Origin of the sequence: Butyrivibrio sp. XPD2002, assembly GCF_000423945.1 — a bacterium.
Lineage (GTDB): Bacteria > Bacillota > Clostridia > Lachnospirales > Lachnospiraceae > Butyrivibrio.
Genome location: NZ_KE384116.1, coordinates 80,331 through 93,674 on the forward strand (window position 1 = coordinate 80,331; position 13,344 = coordinate 93,674).

The following is a 13,344-nucleotide window of genomic DNA, read 5'->3' on the forward strand; positions in this document are numbered from 1 at the left end:
TTATAAAGGCTTTATATAAGGTATAATCTGAGTAGTCAGAGTTGTTAAATATGCTAGTATCGTGTCCTATTGCCTGGGCACATAAGACCAGACTGAAAATTGGTTTCAATTTGCGTAAGGGTAGTGCATATGAGTAACACAATCTACAATGGAAATCTTTCCGACAAAATGCCGGATGAACAGATATTTACAGCGATAGAGTGGCTTGCAGAGCAGATGCCCGGAGGGTTCTTTATTTACAGGGCAGATGAAGGGCAGGAGATTCTGTATGTCAATCAGGCGACACTGCTTATATTTGGGTGCGAAACAATCGAGGAATTCAAGGAGCACACCGGCTATACTTTTCGTGGAATGGTCCACCCAGAAGATTACGAGGAGATTCAGGAGTCTATAGAAGAGCAGATTGCTGATGAAGATAATAAGCACAACCTTGATTATGTTATTTACAGGATAATCAGGAAGGATGGCGAGGAACGGTGGGTTGATGACTATGGCCGTTTCACTTATCTTCCCGGCTTCGGCGATGTCTACTATGTTTTCATATCGGATATAACTGAAACAAGAATAGCGCAGGAACAGCGCGAGAGGAACGAACAGCTGGAGAGGCTCCTTGCTGAGGCTGAGCAGGCAAACATGGCAAAGACTGCGTTTTTGTCAAATATGAGCCATGAGATAAGAACGCCCATCACGGCCATACTTGGCATGAATGAGATGATCCAGCGGGAGAGCAGTGACCCTGCTATTCTCGAATACTCTGAAAATATAAGAAAAGCGGGCACGAGCCTTCTTAGAATAATTAGCGACATTCTGGACTTCTCCAAGATAGAGACAGGAAGGATGGAGCTGGTGCTGGAGCCATATTCTACAAAGGCACTGTATGCCGATCTCTATAACCTTGTGCAGCTTCGGGCGGAGTCCAAGGGAATCGGACTTAAATTCGAGGTTGATCCCCAGATACCGGAAAAGCTCCTTGGCGATGAGATAAGGATAAAGCAGATCATTTCAAACATTCTTACAAATTCAATCAAGTATACGGAGAGGGGCTATGTAAAGCTCATAGCCTATCTTGAATCAATACAGGACGGGATCGCCAATATCGAAGTCACCGTACTGGATACAGGAATCGGAATCCGTGAGGAGGAGATGGCAAGGCTGTTTGAAGCCTTCGACAGACTTGATGTGAAGAGGACCAGAACGATCGAGGGAACGGGCCTTGGACTTGCCATAACCAAGCACCTTTTGTCACTTATGGGTTCAAAGCTTGAGGTCGAGAGTGAGTACGAAAGAGGTTCAAGCTTCTCATTTTACCTAAAGCAAAAGGTGATCGATGAAACGCCTGTGGGCGAGGTGGATTTCACCCAGATTGAAAAGGATAAAAGAAACCCTCTCAAAAAGCACAGCTACTTTGTGGCTAAGGACTTAAAAATCCTGGTTGTTGACGATACGCCCATGAATCTTCAGGTAATAAAAGGGCTTCTCAAAAGAACCTGCATGAAAATCGACACTGCTTCAGGTGGCGCGGAGTGCCTTATTAAAATTGGCCAAGGCTCCTATGACATGGTTTTCCTGGACTACAGAATGCCCAACATGAACGGTGTTGAGACCCTGGATGAGATAAAGCGAAGGTTCCCCGATTTTTATGAAAAGGTGCCGATAATATCTCTCACCGCAAGCGCGATATCAGGTGATAAGGAAAAGCTCCTGGCTGCGGGATTTACAGACTATCTTGCAAAGCCTGTAAACATCGATGAGATGGAGAAAATGATGATGAAGTATCTTCCGGGGGATGCCATCTCGATCATCGATCCAACCGCAAAGGGAAATGACGAGGCAAAGGGGAATGACGTGGCAGAGGAGAATCCCGCAGAAGAGGAGGATGATGAGCTTCAGGAGTTACCCAAGGTTTTGAGGGAGTACAAGGGCATTGATGCCGGGAAAGGCATAGAGTACTGCGGGGATGCCGATGATTACATGTATGCGATTTTGACCTATGCTAAATCAGTTAATGATAAGGCAGCACAGATAGAGAAAAATCTCGCAGAGAAGGACATGGATAATTACATAATAAATGTCCACTCTTTAAAGAGTACGTCCCTGGCGATAGGTGCAACGCAGCTCTCAGAAAAAGCGAAAGCCCTTGAGGCAGCGGCAAAGGAAGGAAAAACAGATAACATCGAAGAGGATACCAAACAACTTCTGTCAGATTACAGGGAACTAAAGACTGTGCTAGATGCAGCACTTAAGGAGTAAAAAATGAGTGATGATTACAGCAAGCTGATTGAAGAGGTACAGAAAAAGAACAAGATTCTGGAGAAGGCCTTGGAGGAGGCGGAGCAGGCAAATATGGCAAAAACCGCTTTCCTCTCAAATATGAGCCATGAGATAAGAACGCCCATGAACGCCATCATAGGACTTTATAACATAGCGCTCAAAAATCCGGATCTGCCTGATGAAACCAGGGAAATCCTGAATAAAATCGGTGGAAGTGCAAATCACCTTCTTTCACTTATAAACGACATACTTGATATGAGCCGCATCGAGTCGGGAAAGGTTATCGTAAAAAAGCAGGACTTTTCCTTCGGAGATATGCTGGAGCAGATAAATACCATGGTGGAATCCCAGTGTGATGATAAGGGGCTAGAGTTCGTCTGCCATATTAACGGCCATGTAGATGACTACTATATCGGGGATGATATGAAGCTAAAACAGGCTCTCATCAACATCCTCGGTAATGCGGTCAAATTCACCGAGGCTCCGGGAACCGTGTCATTTCTGGTGGAAGAGATCAAGCGTGATAAAAAGAACGGCCACATTTGTTTTAAGATAAAGGACACCGGAATCGGAATGGATGAGGATTATCTTCCCAAGGTATTTGAGCCGTTTTCACAGGAGGTTGAGGGCGCAAGCAATAAATACGGAAGTACAGGCCTTGGAATGGCTATCACTAAGAAAATTGTGGAGATGATGAACGGCACCATAGAGGTCGAATCCACGAAAAATGTGGGAACAACCTTCACGGTTACTGTTCCACTTGGCATTAGTGAGAAGCTTGGAAGCGGTGATGAGTTTGATCCCGGAAAAATAAAGACGCTGATACTTGATGATGATGTTACAGCCTGCGAGCATGCGCAGCTCGTTCTTGGAAGGATAGGAATTGCAGCGGACTACTGCCTTAGCGGTAAGGAAGCACTATCTATTATTGAAAAGAGCAAGGCCAGACAGGAGCCCTATCAGCTGTTTCTTGTGGACTGGAAGATGCCGGAGATGGATGGAATCCAGGTGACGAGAGCTCTTCGCGAGGACTACAAGGATGAGAGCACAACCATAATCCTTACCACCTATAACTGGGATGAGATTCTGGATGAGGCATTAAAAGCGGGTGTTGATGCTTTTCTTGCAAAACCGCTTTTTGCAGGCAGTATCAGAAAAGAGATAAAAGAGATAATCGCGGATAAGCGCAAGAGATATCGCGAAGCTGCGAAGGTATCACTTAAGGGCAGGAAGGTTCTTATCGCAGAGGATATGGAGATCAACGCTCTTATCATGAAGCAGATTCTTAAGATGAAGGAGATCGAGGCGGATCACGCATCAGACGGCCTTGAGGCGATAAAGCTTTTTGAAGAGAGTCCTGTGGGCGGATATGATGCAATCCTTATGGATATCCGAATGCCTAAATGTGACGGTCTCAAAGCAACAGAGAGGATTCGTAAGCTTGAAAGAGAGGATGCGAAGAGCGTCCCGATAATCGCACTTTCAGCAAATGCCTTTGATGAGGATGTGGAGCTGTCAATAAAAGCGGGGCTTAACGCACATCTGTCAAAGCCGGTTGAACCGGATGCACTTTTTAGTGCGCTGCAGAAATACATAAAGTAAAGCATAACGGGGGATGAGATTATGGCTGTGATTTTACTTGTTGATGATGATGAAGATATTCTTGCAATGAGCGGAAGATGGCTTGAAAAGGCAGGATATGAGATTATTAAGGCGATGTCAGGAAGCGAAGCGCTTAGCGCACTTTCGGCAAATAAGATCGATCTGGTTCTTCTGGATTATGTCATGCCTGATATGAACGGAACTGAGACTCTTAAGAAAATCCGTGAGGATGAGAGGTTTGCAGAACTCCCAGTAATCCTGCGAACAGGTATGGCGGACAATGACATCGAGGGTGAGGTAGCAGGTCTTAACCCTCAGAAGATTTTGCCAAAGTCCGAGGGGAAGGGGCCGTTCCTCGAGGCAGTAGCTGAAGCGCTAGCGTAAGACCATAGATTAAGCGTATTACCTTATTTATGAAAGAAGGAGTACAAGGCTGTATGGAAAACAATACTTCCAGGGTTCTTATAGTTGATGATATGCTGGCAAACAGAATAATTCTTTCTTCGCTTCTTGCGTCCAACGGTGTTTCCTCCGATCAGGTGGAGACCGGTATGGACTGCATAAACATGTGCGAGCAGAACCGCTATGACCTTATCCTTTTGGATCATAGGATGCCGGATATGGATGGTGTTGACACTCTTGTGAGACTCAAGGATATTTTCAGGACCCAGGGGCGAAGCACACCTGTCGTGTGTCACACAACCGAGGAGGGACGAAGCAATATCAATCTATATAAAGCTGCCGGTTTTGCAGACGTACTGATAAAGCCAATAGACCCGAAGCAATTATCTGAGATACTTCTGACCTACCTTGCAAAACAGGATGAGACCATACGTGAGGAGCAGGAAAAGAAGCAGCAGGAGCAGAAGGAAAAGACTGAAGTTCACGTAAGGGATGAGGTTGAAAAGCTTCCGCTTTGGCTTAAAAATACACCGCTCTTAGACCTGGTTCAGGGCGTAACAAACTGCGAGACAGCAGAGGATTACATGGAAACCCTCACTGTGTTTGCAGCCTCTATCAAGCAAAAGACCAATGAAATTCTCAATTTCTATGAAAAGAAGGATTGGGAAATGTACACCATGAGAGTGCATTCCCTTAAGAGCGTTTCTGCTCTTATCGGTGCAAGGAAGCTGAGCGAGCTTGCAGCCTCCATGGAGAAGGCAGGCAAGGATAAAAAATACAACACCATACTTGATGAGAACAGATACCTCATGGAGGAATACAGAGCCTTCCAGACTGTGCTCTCACCCCTCATTGAGGATAAGACTAAGAAAAATGAACCTGAAGAAAAGGAGCAGAAACAGGAAAGTGCGCCTGAGTTTGATGACAGATGTGTTCTTTTCATAGAGGGAATATCAAGTATTTCAAATAAGGGCCTCGCACAGAAGCTTCAAAGTGCGGACTTTACAGTGATAAGATGTGATGCCGATCCGGGCAAGATAATTAAGCACAGAGCGTCAGCTGACATTGTTATCTACTACCCCGGAGATGATGATAAATCCCGCATCACGGTTATCATGAATCATCTGGGAGAGATGTGCCGGGATGATAATAAGATACTGTGCCTTGTGGGTGAAAGCAGCGACCTGGAATTCGCCATGTCCCTGGAGGGGGCTGACCGCGTTTCAAAGATATACAGAAGGCCCGTTAACATCGATGCTTTCGTGGATGATATAGACAGCTTTGCTCTGATTGAGAAGGAGTATCACAAGAAAAAGTCCATATTTGTGGTGGATGACGACCCTGATTTCCTTAAAATCATGGACCACTGGCTTTTTCCTGTTTACAACGTCTATCTCTTCTCAACGGGTGAGGATGCAATTGACGGGCTCTCATCATATATGCCTGACCTACTTCTCCTGGACTATGAGATGCCGGGCATGAACGGGTATGAGCTTATGAACAGAATAAAATCCGTACCGGAAACAAATCAGATTCCCATCATATTCCTCACAGGAAAAAATGATAAGGAACACGTATTTAAGATTCTGGAAAACAAGCCGGACGGATATCTCTTAAAGTCCTCTCAGAAGGAGTCACTCCTGGATGCCATCAGCAGATTCTTTGCTGAAAGTGCCTTCAAGGCATCCATGGAGGTGTAAGGTTTCTTTAAATGATTCCTCCGAAGGCGTATACTAAGATTCAGGGATAGTTTGTTTCCAATTGTTTTGGGCGCAAACGTAGATACGTAGAAGGAGGGTTACGACATGAAGGCGCTTTTTATTGGCGGAACAGGCACAATAAGTATGGGTATAGTCAGGAGACTTGCGGAGGATCCTCTGTGGGAGGTGTATCTTCTTAACAGAGGTAACAGAAGGGACGAGGTGCCTTCTTCTGTAAAGCAGATCGTTGCTGATATTAACGATGAGTTCGACGTAAGGAAAAAGCTCGAGGGAATGGAGTTTGACGTTGTCAGTGATTTCATCGTTTTTGATGAAAAGGCTGTGGAGCGAGACTACAGACTTTTTAAAGGAAAGACGAAGCAGTATATTTTCATAAGCTCTGCATCAGCTTACAACAAGCCGGCAGCAGGTTATGTGATAACTGAAGGGACAACCCTTGCAAATCCTTACTGGGAGTACTCCAGGAACAAGATTGCAATTGAGGAGTTTTTGATGAAAAAGTACAGGGAAGAGGGATTCCCTGTGACAATAGTAAGGCCCAGCCACACCTATAATGAAAAGAATGTGCCCCTTGGAGTTCATGGAAATAAGGGCTTCTATCATGTTGTAAAGCGTATGCAGGAGGGTAAGCCCGTTATCATTCAGGGAGACGGTTCCTCACTTTGGGCAGTTACCTTTAACAGCGATTTTGCTATAGGATTCACGGGACTTATGGGTAACAGGCACGCCATCGGTGAGGCCTTCCAGATAACAGGTGATGAGATACTGACCTGGGATCAGATCTATCAGACCATCGCAGATGCCTTGGGAGTTAAGCTTAAGCCCTACCATGTGTCATCGGAATTTTTGAGTGAAGTGGGCGAAAAGTACGGCTATGATTTCAGGGGGAGTCTTCTCGGAGATAAGGCAGTATCTGTGGTTTTCGACAACAGCAAGCTTAAGAAGCTGGTGCCTCAGATGACTACCAATGTTCCTTTCCATAAGGGTGTTCGCATTGCACTTGATTATGTTTTTGCACATCCTGAAAAATATGAAGAGGATCCTGAGTTTGATGCTTTTTGCGACAAGGTGATAGAAGCCCTTGAAAATGCGAAAAAAAGTATATAAAAGGCGGTTTTATAGGGTTTAATAATTTGTAACAATTTATTATAATATTGTTATCAATTTGTTTTTTTTAAGTTATAGAGGGAAAAGGTTTTTAAGGGAGTATTTAATGTTAGATAATATTGAAGTGTTCACACATAGCAGCATACGAGTAAAATTCGGAGGTGGAACGATTTACGTCGATCCCTTCAAGATAAGAGAAAAAACCAATGATGCTGATTATGTTCTGATCACACACGCACATTACGATCATTTTTCACTGGAGGACATCCGCAAGGTTATCAAGGAGTCCACAGTCCTCGTATGTCCTGAGAGAATGGTGGAGGATGCCAGAGAGCTTGAGCGTGAGGTAAAGGTAATCGTTACGGTTAAACCCGGGGTGTACAAGGAGTTTGATGGCTTCGAGATCGAGACCATCCCCGCGTACAACAATATCAAGCCCTTCCACCCGAAGCGTGCGGAGTGGGTTGGCTACATTTTAAGAGTTGATGGTAAGCGCATTTATATCGCAGGCGACACCGGCGTGACCAAGGAAGCCAAGAAGGTAAAATGCGATATCGCCATGGTACCCGTAGGCGGAACCTACACCATGGATGTTAAGAAGGCGGCTGACCTTATCAATACAATCAGACCTGAATATGCAATTCCTACACATTACGGTACGATCGTTGGAAAGCAGACTGACGGTAAAGCCTTTGCAGGACTTGTTAAGAGCCCGGTGAAGGTTGTAGAGAAAATACAGTATTTTGAGTGAGACAAGTAATAATCAAAAATCCTATATCGCGATAGATCTGAAATCCTTTTATGCATCGGTGGAATGCCAGGATATAACCAGGAATCCGCTGACTACGCACCTCGTAGTTGCAGACAGGAGCAGAACTTCCAAGACAATCTGTCTGGCTGTTTCCCCATCCCTGAAAAAATACGGGATACCGGGAAGAGCCAGGCTTTTTGAAGTGGAGCAGAAGGTTAAGGATATAAATGAGGAGAGGCTGAGGAAGGCTCCCGGCAGAGTTTTCACAGGTGAGTCCGATGACGAGGAGGAGCTTGCAAAGGATCCTTCTCTAAAGCTTGGCTTCATAGCAGCCGTTCCCAGAATGGCAAGGTACATGGAGGTAAGCACCGAGATCTACAGGACCTACCTTAAATTTATCGCTCCCGAGGATATTCATGTGTACTCCATCGACGAGGTTTTCATAGATGCGACGGGGTACCTGAGCATTCACAAGAAAACTCCGAGAGAGCTGGCAATGATGCTGATACAGGCGGTAAAGGAAGCGACAGGAATTACGGCCACGGCTGGAGTTGGAACGAATCTCTATCTCGCCAAGGTGGCGATGGACATCGTGGCGAAGCACGTGGAGGCTGATGAAAATGGCGTGCGCATAGCTGAACTTGATGAGATGAGCTATCGAAGGGAGCTCTGGGAGCACACCCCGCTTACGGATTTTTGGAGAGTGGGAAGAGGCTATGTGAAAAAGCTCTCCTCCATGGGGCTTTACACCATGGGAGATATCGCAAGATGCAGCCTTGGAAGCTCTCAGGATTTTCATAATGAGGAGCTCTTATACAAGACCTTCGGAATAAACGCTGAGCTCCTGATAGACCACGCCTGGGGTTACGAGCCCTGCACCATGGAGATGATTAAGAACTATAAGCCTGAGAATAACAGCCTCAGCCAGGGTCAGGTTTTGCATTGCCCATACACCTATGACAAGGCGAGGATAATTGTCAGGGAGATGGCGGACGCGCTGGCTATGCAGCTTATGGGTGGTGGCAAGGTTACAGATCAGGTGGTACTCACCGTGGGCTATGACATGGAGAGCCTTAAGGATCCAGAGATTTCAAAGAAATATAAGGGTAAGATCAAGAAGGACTACTACGGAAGAGAGGTGCCGGAGCACGCTCACGGAAGCTTTAAGCTAGAGGGCTTTACATCTCTTTCGGGGCACATAATAGATGCGGCGCTTGAGATATATGACGAGCACGTAAATCCCGATCTCCTCATCAGAAGGGTTAACATCGTGGCGGCCCATGTTCTTGATGAAGCCGATGCAAAAAAGCAGGCGGAGGAGACCTACGAGCAGCTTTCACTTTTTGATAATTATGAGGAAAAAAGTCTGAAGGAAAAGGAGAGGAAGGAAGCCGATGAAAAGGAGCTTGCGCTTCAGAAGGCAACTCTCGAGATTCAAAAACGCTTCGGAAAAAATGCCATTGTTAAGGGAACGTCTCTCCAGGAAGGTGCAACCGGAATGGAGAGGGGAAGACAGATAGGCGGACATAAGGCGTAAACGCACATGTCAGCATTCATGGAATTCTTCCTCCGGATGCTCGGCCTTGAGGATGTTCTCCTCGAAGGTTTTCCCTGCGTCTGATATCTTGTCATCGTAGCCCGTAAGCGCTGCGAAGGGCATGAACTGGGCAGCCCTGTTTTCCATTGGCATAGGGGCATGATTTTTTGAAATTGGTCTTTTCAGATTGATGATATCGTCGTACTTTCCCATAGGAACAGTATAGAATACTATGGTTAGTGACACAAATTATTTAGGAGGCTAGTATGAAAAAGTTCAAGATCACATTCAATTCCCCGGTAACACTGGGATTCATTTTTATCAGCTTTGCGGTGCTGCTACTGAATTTCATAACAGTAGGAAAATCGAACATGTTCCTGTTTATGACCTATCACTCATCGCTGGCTTCACCCTTTACTTACATAAGGATGCTGACTCACGTCCTTGGACACAGCGGCTGGGAGCACTTCATAGGTAACGCGACATACCTGCTTCTCCTTGGTCCCATGCTTGAGGAAAAGTACGGTTCACCAAAGCTCGTAATGGTAATAATCATCACAGCAATTGTGACGGGCCTCGTAAACTTCATAATCTTTCCCAATGCAGCCCTCTGCGGCGCCAGCGGCGTAGTATTCGCCTTTATCCTCATGACTTCCTTCACAGGCTTTAAGGAGGGCGAGATCCCGCTGACCTTCATCCTTGTGACCGTAGTCTTCATCGGGCAGCAGGTATACGAAGGCATCTTTCTTCAGGACAACGTATCAAATTTAACTCATATCCTTGGAGGTATCGTAGGAGCTGTTGTTGGTTATAGACTAAATAAGAATCGTTAATGGACAATATTTTATAAAATACAAAGAAGCGCCAGTCATGCATAAAATGACTGGCGTTAATTATTGATCTTTTTTATTCTGTTTTAATAGGAGATAACCTGGTAGTCTTTGTTCCAGATGAGCTCCAGGCCATCGAAGAGATATGTAAGCTTGCCATCAGGGTATAAACTGATGAACTTACTGGTGATATCGGAAGGATTATCCTTGGAATTGTAGAAAACACCGCCAATATCATTGTACCCCTGCTTGTCGTAAATGAAACCGTCAATAGTTATCCTGGAAGGAAAAGCAGCTAAATCTGGCATATTCTTGACTCCTTTTTATGGTGAAGGGTTGTCGTATTTCTAGTGCCTATTCTAACACTAATATATGCAAATGTAATTGATGAAAATTAATCACTGGAATTTTGAAATTGGGCATAAAATTGCAATAAATATAATGCATTAATGATTGATTTCATATATTTATGCAAAAATATTGTAGTAAAATGTGAGAGTCGAAACATTACTTTTTTAGAGAAGGAGACAATGACAATGGGTATTTGGAGAGCATCTAAGGTGGCAGAGATGTCCGCCAGAGAAAAAGCACATATGGAGAAGGTTCGCAAGTTTGCGGCTGAAGGTATGGTGCTTCTTGAAAATGACGGAACACTTCCGCTTGGGGACGGAGTTAAGAAGATAGCGTTGTTTGGTAACGGTGCACGTCACATGATCAAAGGAGGAAAGGGCTCCGGAGACGTTAACAGCAGAAGCGTGGTTGGAATCGAGCAGGGTATAAAGGAAGCAGGATACGAGATCGTGTCAGGTGTATGGCTTGATGGCTACGACAAGATCTGCGTGGATTCAAGGGCTAAGTATGACGAGCACATCCAGGAGATGGTAAAGAGCACAGGTAATCCCATGGTTGCTTTCATGGAGTACTTCAACAATCCCTATCACGATCCTGATGTTCAGGAGATCGCTGATGGCGAGATGGAGGACGCTGATGCCGCTGTTTATGTGATTGCAAGAGATTCCGGTGAGGGCCGCGACCGTAAGCCTGTTGCAGGTGACTATGAGCTCACAGACAACGAGAAGAAGAACATCGAGAAGCTTGCTGCCCGCTACGATAAGTTTGTTGTAGCTCTTAACGTGGGCGGTGTTATTGATACAAAGGCTCTCAGAAGCACCAATGGGGTTGGAGCTGTTCTGTTAATGAGCCAGGCAGGTAACGTTATTGGAACTGTTTTTGCAGATGTTCTTTTCGGAAAATCAATGCCTACAGGACACCTTGCTATGACATGGGCTGAGAACTATTCAGACTATCCGGCCTATGACACCTTCAGCTCCCAGAACGGTGACGTTGATGATGAATACTACAAGGAAGGCATTTACGTAGGATATCGCTATTTTGATTCATTCGGTAAAAAGCCCGCATATTCCTTCGGATATGGACTTTCATATACAGATTTTGAGATTTGCACCAAGGAGGTGACCCTCGATGGCGAGGTAGTTACAGCTAAGGTCAGTGTGAAAAATACAGGAAGTAAGTTCAGTGGAAAGCAGCTGGTTCAGCTCTATGTTTCAGCACCTGACGGAAAGCTCGAAAAGCCCGTTAAGGAGCTTAAGGCCTTTGCAAAGACCAAGGAGCTTGCTCCCGGAGAAGAGGAGGTTCTTACTCTTAAGGCTAAGGCTTCAGAGTTTGCATCATACGATGAGGAGTCTGCTTCCTACATTCTTGAGCCCGGTAAGTACTTCATTAGAATCGGTGAAAATGCAGGCTGCACACATGTTGTTGCTGCTGTAGAGGTTACATCTCTTATCACAACCTACAAGCTTTCAAACAGATTCGAGATCGACACAAAGCTTGAAGAACTCTCAGCTAAGGGTGCTAAGGCACTTACATACGACGGTGAGGAGGATGAAAAGGCAAGCGCCAGGGTTCTTACTCTCGCAGATGGCGTTATCAAGACTGTTACTGCTGAGTATGAGGGCGAGCCTGTTGAGCTTAAGAACGACAGCGCTGAAAAAGTTACTCTGGCAGATGTTAAGGCAGGAAAGGCAACTCTCGATGATCTTCTCGGACAGCTCACAAGAGAGGAGATGGCTGACCTTTGCGTAGGTACAGCAAGAGGAGGCTTTGGTCAGACTTCAGTTATCGGAACAGCTTCTGCTGTTGTACCCGGTGCTGCCGGAGATACAAGCTCCAAGATGGCTGACGACAGAGGCGTTCACAACCTTGTACTTGCAGACGGACCTGCAGGTCTTAGACTTACACCTTATTTCGCTGTAGATGAAGAGGATAAGTTCATCCCTGAGCTTAGTGCCATGGCCTTCGATTTTCCCGGTAAGGACGAAGGTCCCAAGACTGACATCAAGGGCGAGGTTACAAAGTACTATCAGTACTGCACAGCTATTCCGATCGCAACAATGCTTGCTCAGACCTGGAACATGGATGTAATCGAGGAGGCAGGTGACCTTGTAGGTGCAGAGATGGAGGAGCTTGGAGTTAACCTGTGGCTTGCTCCCGGTATGAACATCCAGAAGAATCCTCTTTGCGGAAGAAATTTCGAGTACTATTCAGAGGATCCATTCTATGCAGGAATGTGCGCAGCAGCAGATACCAAGGGCGTTCAGAAGCACAAGGGCTGCGGTACAACAATCAAGCACTTTGCATGCAACAACCAGGAAGATAACAGAATGCATACAAATGCTCATGTAAGCGAGCGTGCCCTCAGAGAGATTTACCTCAAGGGCTTCGAGGTTGCTGTTAAGGAATCTCAGCCGCTTTCAATCATGACAAGCTATAACCTCATCAACGGCAAGCACGCAGCTAACAACTACGATCTTCTCACAGCTGTATGCCGCAACGAGTGGGGCTTCAAGGGCGTTGTTATGACTGACTGGGGAACCACCGGCGGAATCGAGATGGAGCAGAGAAAGTTTAAGTATGGAAGCTCCAACGCTGCAGACTGCGTAAGAACAGGTAATGACCTTACAATGCCCGGCTCAGACGCTGACGTTCAGAACATTCTTGATGCAGGTGTTACAAGAGCAGAGCTTCAGTCCTGCGCCAGAAGAATCCTCAATTGTGTTCTTAAGTGCAGATATTGATTTGATGGTTTTATGAAAAATAAGTAAA

Annotated in this window: 11 protein-coding genes; 9 read left to right on the forward strand and 2 right to left on the reverse strand. The window is 45.6% G+C overall.

What is annotated here, in order from left to right; translation table 11 throughout:
- The first annotated feature begins 129 nt into the window (after positions 1-129).
- The 7 genes from G587_RS23620 to G587_RS0119025 all read left to right on the forward strand — a co-directional run bounded on the left by G587_RS23620 (position 130) and on the right by G587_RS0119025 (position 9,391).
- Positions 130-2,250, forward strand: a complete 2,121-nt coding sequence (locus G587_RS23620; protein WP_051201159.1) for a PAS domain-containing hybrid sensor histidine kinase/response regulator — start codon at positions 130-132, stop codon at positions 2,248-2,250.
- Between the two features lie 3 nt (positions 2,251-2,253).
- Positions 2,254-3,873 carry a response regulator gene (locus G587_RS23625; protein WP_051201160.1) on the forward strand — a complete coding sequence of 540 codons (1,620 nt, stop codon included), beginning with the start codon at positions 2,254-2,256 and terminating at the stop codon, positions 3,871-3,873.
- Positions 3,874-3,894: 21 nt separating this feature from the next.
- Positions 3,895-4,257 carry a response regulator gene (locus G587_RS23630; RefSeq protein ID WP_026493537.1) on the forward strand — a complete coding sequence of 121 codons (363 nt, stop codon included), beginning with the start codon at positions 3,895-3,897 and terminating at the stop codon, positions 4,255-4,257.
- 53 nt (positions 4,258-4,310) lie between these two features.
- Positions 4,311-5,975, forward strand: a complete 1,665-nt coding sequence (locus tag G587_RS0119010; protein ID WP_026493538.1) for a response regulator — start codon at positions 4,311-4,313, stop codon at positions 5,973-5,975.
- A 105-nt stretch (positions 5,976-6,080) separates the two neighbouring features.
- Complete coding sequence (locus G587_RS0119015; protein ID WP_026493539.1) at positions 6,081-7,103, forward strand: NAD-dependent epimerase/dehydratase family protein; 1,023 nt, start codon at positions 6,081-6,083, stop codon at positions 7,101-7,103.
- Between the two features lie 106 nt (positions 7,104-7,209).
- Entirely contained in the window at positions 7,210-7,854 is a 645-nt protein-coding gene (locus G587_RS0119020; protein ID WP_026493540.1) for an MBL fold metallo-hydrolase, read from the forward strand.
- Positions 7,847-9,391 (forward strand): Y-family DNA polymerase, encoded by a 1,545-nt coding sequence (locus G587_RS0119025; RefSeq protein WP_330364547.1) that lies wholly within the window; start codon positions 7,847-7,849, stop codon positions 9,389-9,391. The genes G587_RS0119020 and G587_RS0119025 overlap by 8 nt, the downstream gene beginning before the upstream one ends.
- A 9-nt stretch (positions 9,392-9,400) precedes the next feature.
- Here G587_RS0119025 and G587_RS0119030 read toward each other — a convergent pair whose 3' ends face one another.
- Complete coding sequence (locus G587_RS0119030; protein WP_035787344.1) at positions 9,401-9,604, reverse strand: hypothetical protein; 204 nt, start codon at positions 9,602-9,604, stop codon at positions 9,401-9,403.
- A 53-nt stretch (positions 9,605-9,657) separates the two neighbouring features.
- Between G587_RS0119030 and G587_RS0119035 the strand changes: the two genes are divergently transcribed.
- Positions 9,658-10,224 carry a rhomboid family intramembrane serine protease gene (locus G587_RS0119035; RefSeq protein WP_026493543.1) on the forward strand — a complete coding sequence of 189 codons (567 nt, stop codon included), beginning with the start codon at positions 9,658-9,660 and terminating at the stop codon, positions 10,222-10,224.
- A gap of 83 nt (positions 10,225-10,307) precedes the next feature.
- Here G587_RS0119035 and G587_RS0119040 read toward each other — a convergent pair whose 3' ends face one another.
- Positions 10,308-10,529: a hypothetical protein gene (locus G587_RS0119040; protein WP_026493544.1), complete on the reverse strand. Its 222-nt coding sequence runs from the start codon at positions 10,527-10,529 to the stop codon at positions 10,308-10,310.
- Between the two features lie 228 nt (positions 10,530-10,757).
- On the opposite strand from G587_RS0119040, the gene G587_RS0119045 reads away from it, so the two are divergent.
- Positions 10,758-13,316, forward strand: coding sequence for a glycoside hydrolase family 3 protein (locus tag G587_RS0119045; protein WP_051201161.1), 2,559 nt, complete (start codon positions 10,758-10,760; stop codon positions 13,314-13,316).
- The last annotated feature ends 28 nt before the right edge of the window (positions 13,317-13,344 follow it).